The sequence below is a fragment of the Maribacter sp. genome (genome assembly GCF_049667165.1).
GTDB lineage: Bacteria > Bacteroidota > Bacteroidia > Flavobacteriales > Flavobacteriaceae > Maribacter_A.
Map to the genome: position 1 here is coordinate 1 of NZ_JBATHS010000246.1, position 19,782 is coordinate 19,782.

The following is a 19,782-nucleotide window of genomic DNA, read 5'->3' on the forward strand; positions in this document are numbered from 1 at the left end:
GCCACTATAGGTCTCCCAATCTTTTTCCAAATAAATATTGTCCCCAAAATATCGGGCTATATTCAAAAAGGGTTTCGGTTTTTGATAACCGGGAACAGGGGATAGCATGTTCATCTTTTCATCGAGAAAGATGGTCGTCGGATAACTCATACGGCCCTGCATCAACGCAGCGGCGAACTCATGGTATCCTTTTCTTCCGGAAGGGACAAAATTATAGGTCTGCCCTTTAAACTCTATCGGGTCCTTGCCTTCCCCATCCAACTTCACCATATAAAAATTAGTGGCCATATAAGCGGCTACATCGGGGTGTTGAAAAGTATCCTTATCCATTTTCTTGCACCAACCACACCAATCAGTATACACATCAATGAAGATTTTCTTGGGAGCTTCATCGGTTTGGGCACGTTTTACGGCCTCATCCCAGCTTAACCATTCCACTTCTTGGGCATTGCCTGTAAAGGAAAGCATAACCATGAAGACTAACGCTGCAATTTTATATAAAGTGGACCTGTATTGTTTCATTATAAATAGCTTTTTAGATTCTGTCGTACTATAATAACAAAACTAACGAATATTTTTGACCTTTATTTTGCAGCTGTCTTGGCTTTTGCCGGAACAAAGAGATCGTTCACGTCTACTTGATTCTTTATAAGATCATCGAAGGTTTCACGTTCCCGGATTAAGATGGACTTCCCATTATGCCACAGCACCTCGGGAGGTCGAAATCTTGAGTTGTAGTTGCTGGCCATGGTAAAGCAATAGGCGCCGGCATTTTTAAAACATAGGACGTCGCCCTCAGAAATTTCATTGATCCTTCGGTTGTTTGCAAAGGTATCCGTCTCACAGATATAACCAACCACGGAGTAATAGCGCTCACGACCTTCAGGATTTGAAATATTCTCTATACTGTGGTTGGCCCCGTACAACATGGGGCGTATCAAGTGGTTGAATCCACTATCCACACTGGCAAAAACCGTTGAGGTCGTTTGTTTGACCACATTCACCTTGGCTAAAAAATAACCTGCCTCGCTGACCAAAAACTTGCCGGGTTCAAAGGCCAAGGTAAGTTCCTCACCATATTCAGCGCAAAAAGCATTGAATCTATCGGTCAGTTTTTTACCCAATTCCTCAATATTGGTCTCAATATCCCCAGGTTTATAAGGGACTTTAAAGCCACTTCCAAAATCGATGAATTTTAGGTTCTTGAAGTTTTTGGCGGTTTCAAACAGAATTTCTGACGCATAGAGGAATACATCAATATCCAGAATATCACTTCCTGTATGCATGTGAATGCCATTGATGTTCATTTTAGTCAATTCAACGATGCGCAATAAATGGGGGATTTGATGTATGCTGATTCCAAATTTAGAATCTATATGGCCAACGGAGATATTTGAATTGCCTCCCGCCATTACATGCGGATTTATTCGGATGCACACCGGTATATCGGGATGCTTGCTACCGAACTGCTCAAGTATGGATAAATTATCGATATTGATCTGTACGCCTAATTTGGCGGCATCCTCAATCTCTTCCAAAGAAACTCCATTGGGCGTGAATATAATGGATTCAGGTTTAAATCCGGCAATAAGACCGAGTTGCACTTCCTGAATGGACACGGTATCCAAACCACTGCCCAAACTGTTCATCAAACGCAAAATCGAAATATTGGAAAGGGCTTTGGACGCGTAGTTCAATCGCAGGTGCTTGACCCCTTTAAAGGCCTTGGTCAATCTGTTGAATTGGGAAATGATTTTTTCTGAATCATAAACATAGACGGGATTGCCGTATGTTTTGGAAATCTTCAATAAATCAGCATGCTTCATTATAATCCTTTTGAGTTTTAGCAAAACTAGAGCTCTAAATCGGTTTGGGCAAGAAAATCCCGGTTTGTTTTAGAAATGAAACAAAATGTTTCAAATATAACTTTTTTGATTCTTGCTGAAAGTTGCGGTCATCATAATGGTGTTGTATTTTTAAAAAAAAATAACAGCATGCAATTACCATTGTTCCCTTTAAAATCGATTTTCTTTCCTGGTGAGACCGTTCCCCTTCATATATTCGAGGAAAGGTACAAGCAACTTATACAGGATTGCCGGGAAGAGGCCATCACCTTTGGGATACCAGTCTTTATCTATGATCAGATAGCCTATGGTACCGAGGTGCAATTGGTAGAGGTTGTGAATACGTACGAAGGCGGGGAGATGGATGTGGTCTGTGTAGGACGACAGGCCTTCAAGGTTATATCCTTTCAAAACCATTTACCCGGTAAGTTATATGCCGGTGGGGAAGTGGAGTTCATTGAGGACGTTCATGATGCTACCCGACAGATGAAAGTTGGGGTACTCGACAAAATAAAGGAACTCTATGAACTGATGGATGTTCCTTTCAAGACCATACCGATCGATAAATTCAATATGTACGGTGTGATCCATAAAATAGGACTTTCTTATGAGCAGGAGTATCAGCTCTTGCAGATGTCCAAGGAAAGTGAACGTTTTTCCTATATAAAATCCCATTTATCGACGACAATAGGCGTATTGAAAGCAGTGGATAGAACCAAAGGGGCCATTAAAATGAACGGTGATTTCAAAAATTTCGATCCCCTAGATTTTAAGGATTTCAATATTCGATAAAACTGTATGAATACATTAGGGTAAATCGGGTGTGTTTCCTATTTTTGCTATCGAACTTATAAGAAACCGATATGAACCTTCACGAATATCAAGGAAAAGAGATTTTAGCCAGTTTTGGAGTACGCATTCAACGCGGTATAGTGGCCCATAATCCTAAGGAAGCTGTGGCGGCTGCCAAACAATTGACTGCGGAGACAGGCACCACTTGGTATGTTGTGAAAGCTCAGGTACATGCTGGTGGGCGTGGTAAAGGTGGTGGTGTAAAACTGGCCAAGAACCTTAAGGAAGTCGAGGAAATCGCGGGAAATATCATTGGGATGAATCTAATAACCCCCCAGACTTCTGCGGCAGGCAAGAAGGTGCACCAAGTATTGATTGCGGAGGATGTGTATTATCCTGGTGAAAGTGAAACCAGTGAATTCTATATGTCGGTTTTGTTGGATCGGGGTAAAGGACGTAATATGATTATGTATTCCACTGAAGGTGGGATGAATATAGAGGAGGTCGCTGAAAAGACGCCGCACCTCATCTTTACCGAGGAAGTAGATCCTTCCACAGGACTTCTTCCGTTTCAAGCACGTAAGATTGCATTTAATCTCGGTCTGTCCGGTACCGCTTTCAAAGAAATGACCAAATTCGTTACCTCCCTCTACAAGGCCTATGTGGAGAGCGATTCCAATTTGTTCGAAATCAATCCGGTTCTAAAAACATCTGATAACAAGATTATGGCGGTCGACGCAAAGGTTTCCATAGATGACAATGCCTTGTACCGAAGAAAACAATATGCTGAAATGCGCGATTTACGCGAGGAGAACCCTATAGAGGTCGAAGCGCGGGCCGTAGGCTTGAGTTATGTTGATCTCGATGGGAATGTAGGTTGCATGGTAAATGGGGCCGGTTTGGCCATGGCCACTATGGATCTTATTAAAATGGCCGGTGGTGAACCAGCTAATTTTTTGGATGTTGGGGGTACAGCCGATGCCAAAAGGGTAGAGGAAGCTTTCCGTATTATTCTTAAGGATCCCGCAGTGAAAGCCATATTGATCAATATTTTTGGTGGCATTGTTCGTTGTGACCGGGTTGCCCAAGGTGTTGTTGATGCCTATAAGAATATGGGTGATGCCATTAAAGTACCGATAATTGTCCGTTTGCAAGGAACCAATGCGGAGTTGGCCAAGGAAATTATCGATAATTCTGGATTGGCAGTACATTCGGCCGTACAATTCCAAGAGGCGGCAGATAAGGTCAAAGCGGTCTTGAGTTGATCTGACAACTGAAAATAATAAAAGTAAAAAGGGGCGCTACTTTAAGGTATCGCCCCTTTTTATATGGCCAAAAGTTACTACAATGTTATGTGCTTTAAGGTTTGGTTAAACCATCCGATGCTTCTTTCTTAATATGAAAATCCACATTTACTTTGTCGAAGAAATTAGAGGACTGCCATATTTAAAATTTTGTTAAATGGCAAAATCCCTGTAACAATTACTTTCGTGCACCGTCTTTTAAGTAATCATCAATTATTCATCAATCATTAAACAATCAAATCATGAGAAAATTAAGTTTAGTATTCGTGGCTGCAATGCTGCTAGTGACAGGTAACATTTTCGCCAACAATGTGGCAAAAGACGATCCAAAAAAAGATCTTTCCATTCAAATTGGAGCGCTTTTGGAAAACACTTCCTTTACCAATGACGATATCGATCTAACGGCCCAAGTTAGGTTCACCTTGAATAATCAGGGAGAGATTGTAGTTTTATCCGTAGATACGGAGGATGAAAGATTGGAGTCTTTCGTAAAAGCTAGATTAAACTACAAAAAAGTCGAAATTTCGAACTTCAAGGAAGGTGAGAAGTTCACTATTCCTATTAGGGTTGCGGGCGCATGATCATCAAAGACTTAATGGAATCCTGATTTCGACATTCATGTTGGTATCAGGATTTTTTTTTGTTCTTGTATTTTACAGATGAAATATCCGGTGTGAATTTTTTTCGCTGTTTTGTATTGAAATCAGGTTTTTTATTGGGCGTGCTCTTTTTTTCGGTTTTGTTTTTTAAGAGTACTTCACCCGGGATTTTCGGATTCTCCTTGGTGCCCCTTAAATGTATGACCAATCCGTTCAGGAAATTCCGAAGAATTTGGTCCCCACATTCCATATAATTAGGGTGGTCTTCCTTTCTGAACAAAGCCCCCAATTCACTTTTGGTGATTTTAAAATCTGCCAATTCCAGAATTTCAACAATTTCGTCATCCCGTAGCATGAGGGCAACCCTGAGCTTTTTGAAGATATCATTGTTTGTCATGTTCCCAATATTTAGATTCGGTCTGCAAATTAAGTATAGCCAATGGTATTTTGGCGGAAAACCAGGATTAATTATACGAAAGGCACATTTTTTCAGTTATACCATTACCCTTTAAAAATACGCATTGTTTGATGTGAAGGTAGCATATAGGACGCCTTTTACATGTAATTTATCATGAAACCTTAAGGTAACGATCGAATATGGACACAATGAAGGAAAAATTGAGCATACTCTCTGAAATGATAGCCTTTGCGAAGGTTGATAAAAAAGTTAAGCCAGAAGAATACGGTTTTCTCCAAAGTGTTGCTGAACAATTAGGTGTGGGCCAGGCAGCATTTGAGGCCCTTTTTCAAGAAGAGGCAGAACATATCGTTCCAAAATCAGAGGCCGATCGCATCCTGCAATTCCATCGGTTGGTACTTTTGATGAATGTCGATAAAAGGCAGGATCTATCGGAAATCAACCAATTACACAATATAGGATTACGAATGGGATTGCCGCCATCCGCAATTGAGCAGGTACTCTCCGTCATGCACCAATATCCCAATAAGATCGTTCCACCCCAAGTATTGCTCGATATCTTCAGGGCATATTATAATTAAACGCATTTTCAAAGCATCGCTTTAAGGGCGATTCCCTTAAATATCGGAGTTAAATGCCATATTGGCGCAATTATCGTACAGAAAAGCGTCATAATGACATATTTATTGCGTTGGTATATCTTTTGTTTATTCCTTGACGAGTTTAAGTGTTAACCGTTAAAAAATAAAAGTTATGAGTTTAATAAAAAGAAATGATGTTTTGTTCCCAGCTTTAATGAACGAAATATTCAAGCCAGATTGGTTTGGTGGCATGGAGAATTATAATACCAATGTTCCTGTTCCTGCCGTAAATATTAAGGAAAACGAAAAGGATTTTGAATTGGAATTGGCCGTACCCGGGCGAAAGAAAGAAGATTTTCAAATTGAGGTCAATGAGAATGTCCTAACGATCTCTTCTGAAACCAAATCAGAGGAAAACGTGGACAATGAAAACTTTACCCGTAGGGAATTTTCCTATACTTCCTTTAAACGTGCATTTACCCTTCCGGAAACCATTGATGAAGAACATATCAAGGCAACCTACGAAGATGGTATCCTAACATTCAATTTACCTAAAAAGGAAGAGGCATTGCCTAAGCCCAAAAGGTTGATCAAATTGTCCTAAGTGACGAAAAAAATTATGTAGTTCCCATTTTGGGATATTTCATAATGGTTGGTTTAGTTGGTTAGTCCTGATGGGCTGTAAAAAGCCCATCAGGTTGCTGGTAGACACCAAAAGTGTTGTGTTGGCAGTGGAAAGCGTTCCGAGTAATCGGGGCGCTTTTTACATTTATGGACGTTCATCCATAACCGCTAAGCATGTAATTATCCCTTCCAGAAAATTACCGATACGTAGGTTTTCGTTTGGTGCATGGATGTTGTTATCCGGATTTGGGATTCTTAAGGATACCGCCGGAATGTCCAGGGTATTGATGAAAGGGGCAATCGGTTGTGAACCCCCTGTGGTTTGCATATTAACGACCTGATCGCCAAATACCTTTTTAATGGCCTTATTCAATAATTGGCCAATATCCGAATCCATTGGGGTTTGGAAGGGTAAGGAACCCAAGGTATAATCGAAGGAAGCCAATTTGGGATAGGTGCTTCGTTCTTCTTCGGTCGGTGCGGCCCCTACCAAATGGTAGCCTTGGTCCTGAATATAGGCTTTTAAAAGCTCCATTAAGCGTTTGCCATCCGATTCGGGAACCAATCGCATATCAATTTCAACAATAACTTCCGAGGGTATGATGGTACGTACTTCCTTTTCTACCCATCCTGCTTTCATGCCCCTGATATTCAATGTTGGATATTGGAGTGCCTCTTGATAGGTATTCCCAATAGCATCGGTAGTTGAGATTCCCAAACGTTGTATTAAACTATCCCTGTTTTCAGGCACCGAGTTGATCAAGGATTTTTTGGCCTCACTTAGTACTATCCCATCATAAAACCCTGGGATAAGGACCTTTCCGTTTTCATCTTTTAAGCTACCTAAAAGTTGTGCTGTTTTAAAAACAGGATTTGGGGCGAAATTGCCATATTGTCCACTATGAAGGTCTTGTTTTGCACCAAAAATCCGAAGTTGGGCCGTTGCGATTCCCCGGGCCCCGAAGGTAAGGGTCGGAAGGTTTGACACGTGGCGTGTACCATCCATGATAAAAAGCATATCAGCCTCCAGAAGGGCCTTGTTGTTCGTAACTGCCTTGGCCAAAAAAGGGGATCCCATCTCTTCCTGAAAGTCCATGATGACCTTTACATTGAATTGTGGTTTAATTTTATGTTCTTTAAGGATTTCCAAAGCCGAAATGAAAGCCATAGCCGGTCCTTTGGAATCGGAAACGGATCGGCCGAAAATCCGCCAGTCCGGATTATATTCATTTTGTAGCCTCTCAAAGCCAATCGGTTGCCATGTACCATTCACTTTTTCTTTCAGGACTGCACTATAAGGGTTGGCCTGGTCCCATTGGGCAGAATCTACAGGCTGACCATCGATCTGAAGATAAAAAAGGATGGTTTTGGCTTTTTTATGAAATTTCCTTTCAGCGAATAAAAGGGGTATTCCTTCTGTCTCGAGGACTTTAGTTTGAAATCCCAAGGTCTTGAATATACTATCGCACCAAAGGGCATTGTTTTTGGCCTGTTCCGGAAAATGCCCATCATTGGGCAGTTGAAGAAATGCTTTCAAGCCTAAAGTCGCCGTAGGTAATTTATTATGGGCCAAAGTGGTTATTTGGTCTTTGGTAAGCTTTTGGGCCCAAAGGGAGGGGCCTGCCATTAAGCATAGGAGCATCAGCATCAAAATCGATACGGGGGTCCTTGAATTTGTGTTCATTTTTAAGCTGCCCTTATAGCCCATAGGTCTTGGGATTCCTAACTAAGGAATCAGTCTTGTTTTTGTAATGTTTTGATCTCATCGCGCAGTTTGGCCGCTTGCATAAAGTCCAATTCCTTGGCCGCTTTTTCCATGGCCTTTCGTTTGTCACGAATCAATTTTTCGATTTGGTCTTTTGTCAAATAGGCCATATCAGGCTCAGCGGCCCGCAATTCTTCTTTTTTAAAATGATAGGTCGAAACGGAATTCTTGGCCAGAGCACTATCCAGGCTTTTATTCAATGCCTTTGGGATAAGGTTGTTGGCCGTATTATAGGCAATCTGTTTTTCACGGCGATAATTGGTCTCATCGATGGTCCTTTGCATACTGGCCGTGATCTTGTCCGCATACATGATTGCCTTCCCGTTCAAGTGTCTTGCCGCCCTTCCAACGGTTTGTGTCAATGAACGATTACTACGAAGAAATCCTTCCTTGTCGGCATCCAAAATGGCCACTAAGGAAACTTCGGGCAGGTCAAGACCCTCTCGTAAGAGGTTTACCCCGATAAGCACATCGAAAACACCCTTTCGCAGGTCTTGCATGATCTCAACACGTTCCAAGGTATCCACATCACTGTGGATATACCTACAACGAACATTGATTCGGGTCAGATATTTGGTCAATTCCTCTGCCATTCGTTTGGTAAGGGTAGTTACCAATGTTCTTTCATCCTTCTCAACCCTTTGTTGAATTTCCTCGATCAAGTCATCGATTTGGTTTAAACTGGGCCTTACATCTATAATGGGATCTAGCAATCCAGTAGGTCGGATCACCTGTTCCACATAGACCCCTTGACAAAGCTGTAGTTCATAATCCGCTGGGGTTGCACTCACATAGATGACCTGGTTTTGCAAGGCCTCGAACTCTTCGAATTTCAAGGGTCTATTATCCATGGCCGCTGGTAATCGAAATCCGTAATCCACCAAATTTTCTTTTCGGGAACGGTCTCCCCCATACATGGCATGTACTTGGGGAAGGGTGACATGACTCTCATCGATGACCATTAAGAAATCCTGTGGAAAATAATCCAAGAGACAAAAGGGTCGGGTGCCGGGCTCGCGACCGTCCAAATAACGCGAATAATTCTCTATGCCCGAGCAATACCCCAATTCTCGGATCATTTCCAAGTCGAAATTGGTTCGCTCCTCCAAACGTTTTGCTTCGAGGGGTTTACCCACTTCCTTGAAATATCCGATTTGATGCATTAAATCATCTTGGATCTGGTGAATGGCATTTTGTAGAATATCGGGTGAGGTAACGAACATATTCGCCGGATAGATATTCAGATTCTCATAGGTCTCGATCACGTTATTGTTGAAAGGATCAAAAGCTTCGATCTCTTCGATCTCATCTCCAAAGAAGTGAATCCTAAAAGCATGGTCCGCATAACTCGGAAAGACATCGACAACATCCCCTTTAACCCTGAAATTCCCATTTCTAAAATCAGCCGAGGTCCTGGAATAAAGGCTTTGTACCAATTGGTGCAATAACTTGGTGCGGGCGATTACCTGGTCTTTTTGAATGCTGATGACGTTCTTTTGGAACTCCACTGGGTTTCCGATCCCGTACAAACAAGATACCGATGCCACAACAAGGACATCCCTTCGTCCTGAAAGCAGGGAAGAGGTGGCACTTAACCTCAGTTTTTCGATATCCTCATTGATGGAAAGATCTTTTTCGATATAAAGCCCCGAGGTGGGAATATAGGCCTCTGGTTGGTAATAGTCATAATAAGAAACAAAATACTCCACCGCATTTTCAGGAAAAAACTGCTTGAATTCCGAATATAATTGTGCGGCCAGCGTCTTGTTATGGGCCAGAACCAAGGTTGGGCGCTGTACTTTTTCAATGACATTGGCCACGGTGAAGGTCTTACCAGAACCCGTTACCCCCAAAAGTGTTTGATAGCGTTCTTGAGAATTGATGCCGTTGACCAATTGGCGAATGGCTTCCGGTTGATCCCCGGTTGGCTTGAATTCGGATACGACCTTGAATTTCATTTTTTAAAAATACAAAAGGCCAACGATTAAATGGTGTAAGGTTCTCTTAAAAATAATCCGCCCATTTTAATTGAAGCTGTGCGATTTCAATGATCAGAAACCAAATCTAGATGCCAAGAAATCAAAAAAGCATTATTAGGGCTAAATTGTAGGAAGGAGCAATTTCGCGGTAGCTACGAGCATTTCATTGGGGTCATCTAAAGATCCCTCCTTTTTAATATATAGTACGAGAAATAGATAAATATAAAGGTCCAACCCAATACGATCAAAATCTCATACCAATGAACCCCATAGTCCAATTCAAACTTTTCGCCGATTTGATCCGCTACCGACTGAACGGCACCTAGGCGGGAAAAAGGTTCATCGATCAGTTTCCACATGGCATTCAGGGGAAAGAATCCCATGACGAGATCGGTAGTGTCAGCATCAAAAACCTTCCAACGCAACATACCCCTCACGAAACCTTCAAAGACCTGCCATAGGATTAGAAATCCCAAGGCGAATGCTGAACGTTTGACCAGTATTCCAAGAAAAAGGCAAAACGAGAAGAACCCCATTAATTTCACAAAAAAGGCCACCAAAAATTGCAGGTCGGAAAAAATGATGCTGATCTCGGTGTAATCTGAATAGATAAGCCCTAGGATCATGGAAACCACAAAAACAAAGATAGTTGATATCAATGAAAATGAGATCACGGTCAAAAATTTTGAGAGGATGAACTCTTTTTTCGAAAGCCCGTCGATCAGGTTCTGCTTTATGGTCTTATTACTGTATTCATTCGCCATCATGGAAACGATTACAATCGCCAGGAACAATTTAAAGAATGCCGTAACGAACGTATTGAAATGCCAGATGTACGGGAAATTGAAAATACCCTGTTCGGCCAGATGGAATTTTATAGGGCCAATGTCAAACTTAATTGCAGCGACAAGTGCTATTGAGGTAAGCAGAACAAAATAAGCAATGATCAGTATTTTACTGACCCTATTGTTCCAAAGTTTTATGAATTCTATCTGTAATAATCGTAACATGCTTTGTTTTTGTGTTAGTTGGCTGCATTATTGGTCAATGCCAAGAACTGTTCCTCGAGACTTTCCTTTCTTTTCACAAGATGTGAAAGTGATATTCCCTGTTCCATGAGGCTTCTGTTCAAAACTTCGGAATTCATCTCTTCGTTAAGAAACGCTGTAATTAGCCCATTTTCTTGGGTTATCTTGCTAAAACTCTTATTGTTCTTCAAAAAGGCCAAGAGTTTTTCGTTATCTGAAGCCTTCAGCTCAAAGAAACCAAAGCTCGCCATCATATCATCGACCCTTCCGGAATATAACTTCTGTCCCTTTCTGAGAATCACGACATGGGTACAGACTTTTTCAACCTCATCCAAAAGATGGGAGGCCAACAGTATCGTGGTGCCCTGGGAGGCCACTTTTTTTATGATTTCCCTGATTTGGTGAATGCCTTGGGGATCCAGGCCGTTCGTGGGTTCATCCAAAATAAGTATTTCCGGATCGTTCAATAGGGCAGAGGCGATGGCCAATCGTTGTTTCATGCCCAAGGAATACGTTCTGAATTTACTGTTTTTACGGTCCAATAATCCTACTAATTCCAGCTTTTCCTCGATTTTTTTAGACGACACCTCCTTGATTTTGCAGACCAGCTTTAGATTCTGTACTGCGGTCATATAGGGATAAAAATTAGGTCGCTCGATGATGGCCCCGACTTTTTTCAGTGCTTCGTGGGTTGAGGTTTCGCCATCAAACCATGCAAATTCCCCACGGGTTCTATTAACAACGTTTAGAACGATGCCCAAGGTTGTGGACTTGCCACTACCGTTTGGTCCTAGGATACCATAAACATTACCTTTTTCTATAGTAAAGGAGAGGTCCTTGACAGCGGTAAGGTACCCGAATTTTTTCGTGAGGTTGTTTACCGTAAGTATCTTTTCCAAAATAGGAGATGTTTTTGGGAGGTTTATAGTAACTTGACGCATAAACCGTAAATTTGTTACAGGCTTATCCCTTTAAAAATAAAGAATTACCATGCAGGAGGAAAAATTAATGTCAAAGAAAAAGCCAGCTTACCCAGTTTCGGAAGAGTTGGATGCCTATTTGGAACAATATAGCCGTAAGATCGAGATTCCTATTTTTTATGAGGATTTATTGCGTTTTGCTGGCTCGGTGGTGGTTTATGATGAAAATGAGGAAGACACATTATGGATTAGGGTTTATTACAATGAGTTTGAACGGCAAGAAATTGACACTAGCCTTAAAAAGGTATATTCAATTTTACATTCCGATGGAAGCGGCCATATTGATCAATATCTAAATGTTGATGCCATTGATTATTGCACCTTCGCGAATTCTAAACCCTTTCGTATTAAAGTAAGGAACATCCTTAATGATAATTTCACCTATTTCTATGTGAAGAAAGCCGATGCTTCAAGGATTTATGGCTTGGAGTTCGAGCATATGCTTTCCCCATATAATCTCAATTTTTTGGTCTATAAGGACACTATGATAGAAGAGCATATTGCAGGCATACCAGGGGATGTATTTATTAAGGAAATGTTGCCAAAATGTTCGGAAACCGAAAAAGCCCAATTGGCAAAGGAGTTTGTTAAGTTCAATGAGCGGAGTATGATACGATTGTTGGGTGATATGCGATCTTATAATTACGTTATTGTAATGACGCATGACTTTGACCACGTAGTTTATAGGATTAGGGCCATAGATTTTGATCAACAAAGTTATGAGGGTAAGCTAAAAGTATATCGACCACAGTTTTTTAAAGAGAATTATAAAATGGTTGAATTGGTGAAAAGTAAATTGATGGAAAATTCTATTGATCAATATAAATTGGAGGAACGTTCAATCATTGCCAAGCGAATTCTGAGTTCAGGTGATCGTATTAAGCTCCTAAGTAAGATTTGCAAAAATGATGATATTTCATTAAGTGCAAACATTAAATTGCTCAAAAAGGAAATTTACGAATTGACCAAAGATGTACAATTCAAAAAATGCAAGACTATGGGCGAAATCTTAGAACTGGCCCTTGATTTTGTTAAACGCAACTACCAAGGCGTCAGCATGAAACAGATCATCGAACACAAAATCAAGATATAAGCAACACGTTTCCAAAGGCAAACCCCGTATTCCTTACAATTGGCGTACAGCGATTCATGTCTTTTTACCAACCATTTTTCAGCGTGTTCCGTTTTTTAAAAAATGTAAGACTAGACGGTTGGGGTATTAGCTTTTTTGCTCTTTATTGAAATACACCAGATAATAGTACATCTGTTTTTCTTCATCCCAGCCTTTTTCAACGAATCTTTCCGCTGAATCCGAATTGATGAAGTTTAGTTTTATCTGGATATTGGTATCTAGATTGATGACATTCTTTATCTTCTTACGGGCATCGGATACGGCTTTATTGGCAATGTCGAAGTTAGAGACATCCTCAATACTGTATTTAGGCCCTTTCTCAACTTTGTAATGCTTGAATTCAGGAATAAGCTCAGGATTTTCGAACACTTCGTTCATAAAATTACTTTCTTCAAAAGCATCGTTTTTCGCAAAATGGTTCACGGCCTTATTCATGAACAAAACCTCTTGTTGTTTGTCTTCTGCGGGTAAAACCACATCTTTGGCGAAATTTTGGCAGAATTTTAGGTAGTTCTTGGTGTAAAAATTTTCATCGGCCAAGGCATCTACACCCAAAAAGTTCTCAAGCCAATATTTGGCGTCATACCGGTTGCTATCCACAGAAAGTACCTTGTACCCTTCTTCCTTATTGGTATTGAAAATAAGACATCCTTTATCAAGTTTATTGATATTGATGCCATGTTGTATCACGATGTCCAAGCTGCTACCTTTCTCCTCGAACTGAAGAAAATCATGTTTTACCTCGCTTTTGAAAATACCGATAGCATCCACCTTTACATTGTCCAGTAAAATACCGGTCAAGTAAGTGACATAAACCTCCCCACTTTTAATATGGGGATGGTTGGATTGGTCATAAAGATGCGTCGCTATTTTTTTGGACTGATCATGTATACACGCAGGATCTTTGAATATTTCGGATATTATCGCATGCACTTCATTGAACTCCAGATCAACCTCGTGGGTGAGTTTGAAATAATTCTCTTCCTTTTCCCTAAAAGGCCTAAAAAAGTATTCTTTCAACAATCCGGTGGTCTCGTCATTTAGGCCGAAAGGGTCGGCCGATAAAAAAATACCTTCATTTTTATTCTTATTCCCAACGCGATGCAATGAAATACTTTCGATATGGGTGGGGTACAGATTGATCATTTTTAAGTTAAGAGTTAAGAGTTGAGGATTTTTTTCTTATTCGTGAATACCGAATATTGTTTGTCAAAGGTTAGTTCCAGTTTTCATCAAAATCCAAATCGTCGTAGTTTTCAAAAGTATCGTCAATATCCAAGGCTGTATTTTCAGCTTCGAATTTTCGTTCTGGCGGGAATTCGGGTAATTCCCCAAAACTAAAGAGTATATTGGGGTATGGGCGTCCAGGTTCTTCAATCACTATATCGGCCAATTCCACAAAGAACGTCCACATATTCAAAAAATCATACACATAAATAAGTTTGGGGGTTGCTTTGGTAAGGACATCCTCTAGATAGGTCTCGTTCATCATACGTACATCCGCTCCATGTTCACCCATATCAAATAGGGCGATTTCCCCATCTTGTTTCCAATCATCATCACAGGTGTAAAATGAGGCCATTTCATTACCCAAAAAGCCAAAGGACTGGGCAATGGTATTATGAAATTCCTCCATTGAACTATGTGCCTCGATTTCAACATCCCGAAAGATATCTTCATGGGTATCCAAGATGATTCGGATCTTATATATCATTAACTCTATTTTTGAGAGAGAGCAAAGTTACAAAGATTTATGACTTCTACTCGCATTATAGGATTCCAAAACCAAATAGAACTGTACACCAAAGAGTAGTGAGGCCAATACCAAATGCATTGTCTGGCTCATAAAGGGGAAATCCCAATAGAACATGGCCATACCGGTTATGACCTCAATAAGGAGAATGAGCAACACCCAATTTATTTTTGTAAGGCCCAAATTCAATTTATAGATCCTATAACCTAAATAAAGATTGAAAAGGGCAACGATAATTGAAAATGACCGATGGATGTAAAAGGAAATTGTCGGTTGTTGCAACCAAAGATTTTTGGCCGTTTCACCCACTTCGGCGATTTGTTCATCGACAAACTGCCTTACCTGTGTTCCCAACACAATTTGAACCAGGGTCAAGCCAAAAACAATGGACAATAAAACAACGGTATTAGCATTATAGGTTTGGTTTTTCCGTTGTTCCTTCGAAATGAAAACCAAGTATAGAAGTAAGGCGACGATCAATAAGGCCATGACCATGTGCAAGGTAATCCTAACAGGTTCCAATACGGAATAAACCACGGTTGCTCCTAACCAAGCTTGAAAACCCATCCCGAATACCACCAACCAGGACAAAAGGGGAATGCGTTTCTTTTTTTTCCAATACCCGAAGGAGGCGATGGCCAACACCAATGTACTGAGTCCGGCCAAGGCTCCAAAAAGCCGATTGATGAATTCGATCCATGTATGCCATGGATTAAATTCGGCATAGTCGTGTTTTGTATAAGGTGCCCATTGGTCACGTTCAAGTTGATTCCCGCTTATAAAATCCTCCTTTGCCACTTGAAGTGTTTCATTCAGGATAATGACCTGTCCTTTTTTATAATCTTCGCCAGGTTTCCATTGTAGCTCGGATTCATCGGTTGGAGGAATCAGGTGGCCAAAACACTTGGGCCAATCGGGGCATCCCATGCCACTCCCTGTCATACGGACAACAGCTCCTGCAATAATGACCAAATAAACCAATACCAAAGAAGTTTTGGCTATAATATGGAAATTTTTGTACATCTGCGGTAGTCTTATAATGCGTGCAAAATTACTACTCTTTTCCAATATTCAAATGTATTTCGAAGAATAAAACCATAAAAAAAGGAGCTTTATTAGCTCCTTTTTTTGGTGCTTGTCATTTTATTTTATGACGATAAATTCCGATCTTCTGTTGCTCTGGTGTTTTTCCCTTGAACAAGGTACACCATTGCTACATTCATTCGTAAGTTCATTTTCACCCATTCCTTCATAGGTAATCCTATCTTTGGCAACACCTTTCATAAATAAATATTCCGCCGTAGCCTTTGCTCTGCGCGCAGAAAGTTTTTCATTATAAGCATCATTGGCGCGGCTATCGGTATGGGATTTTATGTTAATGAATACCTCTGGATATGCTTTGAGATAAGTAAGAATTTTTTCTAAACTTGTTTGGGCATCCTTTCTTATTAATGATTTGTCAAAATCAAAATAGATAGGTTCAATATCCAAATACTTGGTAAGGTCGGTGCCTATTGGGGCTGATTTTCTGGTTTTTTCCAAACCGAGCTCAATAGTATCGGTGTCTTTTGAATCGACCGTAGTGAACATTCTGTCACCATTGTTGTATTCATCTTTGGAAGCCGCTAGTTTGTACTCCCCATTGGCACAATCGCCATCCATAGTAAAGGAACCGTCCGCACCAGAAGTTGTTTTTGATACGATTTCGTTTTTGACATTAAAAATGGAAACCTCTGCATCAGCGAGAAGGGCTCCTGTTTCTTGGTCCTTTATTATACCCGTAATTTTCGTGTGACAACTTAAGTCCAACGCTTTATTCTCTAAAAAACCATAGATATCGTCATCGCCTTGTCCACCTTCGCGGTTCGAGGCAAAGAATCCTTTTTTAGTTTGTTCGTTAAAAATGAAAGAGAAATCATCTTCCTCGCTGTTTATTGGCCTTCCAATGTTTTCAATAGTTGGTTCGTTTTCGTTATCCAGATTGGTGACAAAAACATCCAACCCACCTAAACCAGGATGGCCGTCAGATGAGAAATACAATTTATTTTCACTGGTTATAAATGGAAAAGTCTCCCTGCTTTCTGTATTTACTTTTCCCCCTAAGTTTTTAGGTGTTCCGAAAGACCCATCGGAATTAACGTCAACAACAAAAATGTCCGATTGGCCTAGGGTTCCGGGCATGTCCGAGGCAAAATATAATTTGCTTTCATCTGAATTTAGGGTTGGGTGGGCTACAGAATAATCATCTCCATTAAACGGTAGCTCTTCTATATTCCTCCACTCACCATCAGTTAAGGTCGCCCTGTATATTTTTAGTCGACTTACTCCATTTTTATCCCTGGCGAATTTTCCGTTCTCTGAATTATTTCGCGTAAAATACACGGTGGACCCATCTTTGGTAAAAGCTGTTGATGATTCGTGTGTTTTCTTGTTTAGATTTTTAGAAAGCTTAGAAGCCATTATGTACGCTCCTTCTTCGTTAGGACTGGCATAGTATAGGTTTAAGAACGATTTATTGTTCCACTCATGAATGTTCTTTGAGGTCAATCCACTATCTCGAGCGGTAGAAAAAACCAACATTTCATTATTGAACGAAGGGGCAAAATCCGATTCTTTGGAGTTGATCAAAAGGTTCTTAATGTCATACCGGTTTGAATTCGCTTCAATTTTATCCAAATAGTCAAGGTTGTTTCCAAATTGTATAGCTCTTTGGTCATTGGCCTTGGCCGCTTTGAATTTTTGCATCCATTGATCGGATTCGGTATACTTTTCCAATGACTTTAAAGTCTGGGCATAGCGGTACATGAATTCAGCATCTATAGCGGTATTTTCCAACAGAAATAATTTTTGATACCAATTGGCCGCTTCTGCATAATTGGCATTTAAATAATTGGCATTGCCCAAGTTTTTGAATATTTGTTCTTGGGAATACCCATCATTCACCAGTTTTTCATAGGAATCGATCGCAGGAGCATAAGCGTAATTATTAAAATTCGCATCCGCTTTTTTGATTTTGTTTTCTTGAGCATTAACCACAGTGGTCATAGCAGCCAATCCTAGGAGTATATATTTTATTTTTTTCATCTTGGTAGCTATTAAAAGAATCTTGGGGTTATTACTTTTTTGTATTTATTGAGGAATTCATAACGCAACATAATTTCAAAAGACCCATCATTAAAGGCGGTGTTGCCCAACTCCGTTGTTTCTTTGTCATAGGCCAAACCAATCATAAACTGATCCGAAATCTGAAAACCGAATAATGCGCTTAGAGCGGCATCCCATCTATAGGCGGCCCCTAGGGTAAACTTATTGTTGAGCATAAAATTGGCTGAAACATCAACTTGTAATGGAGCGCCTTGTACTGCTTTTAATAATGCCGTAGGCTTGAATTTAAGATCAGGATTCAGGTCAAAAACATACCCAGTGATGAAGTACAGGTTCATACGTTCTTTAGCCAAATAGGAAGTTCCTTGTCCAGAATCATCAAAATGTTCTGTTTTTAAGAAATTGGGAACAGATAGACCCGCATAGAATTTATTCGTATGATAGTAAATTCCCGCACCAAAATTGGGGGAAAACTTTTTCTCAATATCTTGGTATCCAGTAGGATTTAGAGCTGGATTGTAATTACGTAATTTATTAAAGTCGATATTCAACAAATGTCCGCCCGCTTTAAGTCCAAAAGATAATTTACCGCTTTCAGAGGTAGGCACGGTGTACGAGAATACCCCATCGAAATACGTTTCTTGATTGGTTCCATTCCCTATTTCATCATTGACTATCGATAATCCAATACCTACCCTTTTGGCAACAGGAGTGTTAAAACTAATAGTCTGTGTATTTGGGGCACCATCGAGGCCGACCCATTGCGATCTATGTAGTCCGACTAAACTGAACACACCCCGTGATCCTGCATAGGCAGGGTTAACTGACATGGTGTTGTACATGTATTGGGTATATTGCGCATCTTGCTGTGCGTACAGGCCTCCCAAGGCGGTCAAGGCGAGCAATAATGATATATATAATCTTTTCATAATATTATGCATTAGGGGGAATTTTAGTTTTTTATTATCTGTTTACGTAGAGGTATCCTGCTTTCTTTTTGGCCTCGCCTTGGTTGATGTAGTCCACTACGTAATAGTAGATTCCTACAGGAAGCTCCTCATTCTTTTGGATCGTAACCCGACCATTGGATATTCCACGGAAGCCGTTACTACCGTTATTGTACCCTTGGGTCTCGAAAACCAATACGCCCCATCTGTTATAAATTCTAACGGTATTTTCTGGATATGATTCTATATTGGTGATCTTGAATACCCCGTCTGTAATATCCGGGCCAACAAGGTCATTTTCAAATATGATATCACAGGCAACACCAGTTGGTGGAGTACCACCCAAAGAACTACAAGGATCTTCAGGATTAGTGCCATCGGTCATTTCCCGACCATTGGAAATCAAATCGCCATCACAATCTGCATCCAGGTAATCCCCGGTTCTATCGAGTGTAATACTTGGTGCCAAGTAATCGCAAGGATCGTCTGGATCCGTTGCATCGGTGATTTCCGTACCGTTGGTAACACCGTCCCCATCACAATCGGAAATCAAGTAATCCCCGGTTTGGACCAGTGTAACATTTCCTCTGTCATAATCACATGGGTCTTCAGGATTGGTGCCATCGGCAATTTCATCGCCATTAGTTACTCCATCACCATCACAATCGGCAACTAGATAATTTCCCGTTTGAGGTTCGGTAATACTTTCAAAATTAAAGGCACATGGATTGTTAGGATCCGTGCCATCCAAAATTTCTTGATCATCAGTCACCCCATCTCCGTCGGAATCCAAGATGTCCGAGATAACAACGGTTATTGTCGTAGTATCACAATTGGTGGGATTCAGGTTTTCACATATTGTATAATCTATGGTATAGGTACCCACGGCAGTTCCTGAAGCCACATCCACAGTACCATCGGCATTGACGGT

19 protein-coding genes are annotated in these 19,782 nt (G+C 40.6%); 6 read left to right on the top strand and 13 right to left on the bottom strand.

Annotated elements, in window-relative coordinates; translation table 11 throughout:
* Both WBM98_RS12375 and lysA read right to left on the bottom strand, forming a co-directional pair.
* Positions 1-522 (bottom strand): thioredoxin family protein (locus tag WBM98_RS12375; protein ID WP_424366334.1); only part of this gene is annotated, 522 nt, incomplete at its 3' end.
* A gap of 62 nt (positions 523-584) precedes the next feature.
* Entirely contained in the window at positions 585-1,826 is a 1,242-nt protein-coding gene (lysA, locus tag WBM98_RS12380) for a diaminopimelate decarboxylase (RefSeq protein ID WP_424366335.1), read from the bottom strand.
* A 168-nt stretch (positions 1,827-1,994) separates the two neighbouring features.
* Here lysA and WBM98_RS12385 point away from each other — a divergent pair, with 168 nt between their 5' ends.
* From WBM98_RS12385 to WBM98_RS12395, 3 genes are all read left to right on the top strand, one after another.
* Positions 1,995-2,636, top strand: coding sequence for an LON peptidase substrate-binding domain-containing protein (locus tag WBM98_RS12385; protein WP_424366336.1), 642 nt, complete (start codon positions 1,995-1,997; stop codon positions 2,634-2,636).
* A 71-nt stretch (positions 2,637-2,707) separates the two neighbouring features.
* Positions 2,708-3,901 (top strand): ADP-forming succinate--CoA ligase subunit beta, encoded by a 1,194-nt coding sequence (gene sucC, locus WBM98_RS12390; RefSeq protein WP_424366337.1) that lies wholly within the window; start codon positions 2,708-2,710, stop codon positions 3,899-3,901.
* A gap of 281 nt (positions 3,902-4,182) precedes the next feature.
* Entirely contained in the window at positions 4,183-4,521 is a 339-nt protein-coding gene (locus WBM98_RS12395) for a hypothetical protein (protein WP_424366338.1), read from the top strand.
* A 46-nt stretch (positions 4,522-4,567) separates the two neighbouring features.
* On the opposite strand, the gene WBM98_RS12400 is transcribed toward WBM98_RS12395, so the two are convergent.
* Positions 4,568-4,936, bottom strand: a complete 369-nt coding sequence (locus tag WBM98_RS12400; protein WP_424366339.1) for a DUF1456 family protein — start codon at positions 4,934-4,936, stop codon at positions 4,568-4,570.
* Positions 4,937-5,145: 209 nt separating this feature from the next.
* Here WBM98_RS12400 and WBM98_RS12405 point away from each other — a divergent pair, with 209 nt between their 5' ends.
* Positions 5,146-5,538: a TerB family tellurite resistance protein gene (locus WBM98_RS12405; protein WP_424366340.1), complete on the top strand. Its 393-nt coding sequence runs from the start codon at positions 5,146-5,148 to the stop codon at positions 5,536-5,538.
* A gap of 172 nt (positions 5,539-5,710) precedes the next feature.
* On the top strand, positions 5,711-6,142 hold the full coding sequence (locus WBM98_RS12410) for an Hsp20/alpha crystallin family protein (RefSeq protein WP_424366341.1): 432 nt from the start codon (positions 5,711-5,713) through the stop codon (positions 6,140-6,142).
* Between the two features lie 165 nt (positions 6,143-6,307).
* Here the strand turns inward: WBM98_RS12410 and WBM98_RS12415 are convergent, their stop codons facing one another.
* From WBM98_RS12415 to WBM98_RS12430, 4 genes are all read right to left on the bottom strand, one after another.
* Positions 6,308-7,846, bottom strand: coding sequence for a M20/M25/M40 family metallo-hydrolase (locus WBM98_RS12415; protein ID WP_424366342.1), 1,539 nt, complete (start codon positions 7,844-7,846; stop codon positions 6,308-6,310).
* 50 nt (positions 7,847-7,896) lie between these two features.
* A complete protein-coding gene (gene uvrB, locus WBM98_RS12420) occupies positions 7,897-9,885 on the bottom strand; it encodes an excinuclease ABC subunit UvrB (RefSeq protein WP_424366343.1) in 1,989 nt (662 codons plus the stop codon).
* A 197-nt stretch (positions 9,886-10,082) separates the two neighbouring features.
* Positions 10,083-10,916 (bottom strand): ABC transporter permease, encoded by an 834-nt coding sequence (locus tag WBM98_RS12425; RefSeq protein WP_424366344.1) that lies wholly within the window; start codon positions 10,914-10,916, stop codon positions 10,083-10,085.
* A gap of 14 nt (positions 10,917-10,930) precedes the next feature.
* Entirely contained in the window at positions 10,931-11,833 is a 903-nt protein-coding gene (locus WBM98_RS12430; RefSeq protein WP_424366345.1) for an ABC transporter ATP-binding protein, read from the bottom strand.
* Positions 11,834-11,924: 91 nt separating this feature from the next.
* Between WBM98_RS12430 and WBM98_RS12435 the strand changes: the two genes are divergently transcribed.
* Positions 11,925-13,007, top strand: a complete 1,083-nt coding sequence (locus WBM98_RS12435) for a hypothetical protein (protein ID WP_424366346.1) — start codon at positions 11,925-11,927, stop codon at positions 13,005-13,007.
* A gap of 126 nt (positions 13,008-13,133) precedes the next feature.
* On the opposite strand, the gene WBM98_RS12440 is transcribed toward WBM98_RS12435, so the two are convergent.
* The 6 genes from WBM98_RS12440 to WBM98_RS12465 all read right to left on the bottom strand — a co-directional run.
* Entirely contained in the window at positions 13,134-14,192 is a 1,059-nt protein-coding gene (locus tag WBM98_RS12440) for a nucleoid-associated protein (RefSeq protein ID WP_424366347.1), read from the bottom strand.
* Positions 14,193-14,262: 70 nt separating this feature from the next.
* Complete coding sequence (locus WBM98_RS12445) at positions 14,263-14,760, bottom strand: IS1096 element passenger TnpR family protein (RefSeq protein WP_424366348.1); 498 nt, start codon at positions 14,758-14,760, stop codon at positions 14,263-14,265.
* 27 nt (positions 14,761-14,787) lie between these two features.
* Entirely contained in the window at positions 14,788-15,822 is a 1,035-nt protein-coding gene (locus WBM98_RS12450) for a COX15/CtaA family protein (RefSeq protein ID WP_424366349.1), read from the bottom strand.
* 120 nt (positions 15,823-15,942) lie between these two features.
* Positions 15,943-17,883 carry an OmpA family protein gene (locus tag WBM98_RS12455; protein ID WP_424366350.1) on the bottom strand — a complete coding sequence of 647 codons (1,941 nt, stop codon included), beginning with the start codon at positions 17,881-17,883 and terminating at the stop codon, positions 15,943-15,945.
* A gap of 11 nt (positions 17,884-17,894) precedes the next feature.
* Complete coding sequence (locus WBM98_RS12460; RefSeq protein WP_424366351.1) at positions 17,895-18,833, bottom strand: PorP/SprF family type IX secretion system membrane protein; 939 nt, start codon at positions 18,831-18,833, stop codon at positions 17,895-17,897.
* Between the two features lie 34 nt (positions 18,834-18,867).
* Positions 18,868-19,782, bottom strand: a 915-nt coding sequence (locus WBM98_RS12465; protein WP_424366352.1) for a gliding motility-associated C-terminal domain-containing protein, incomplete at its 5' end; no start/stop codon positions are given.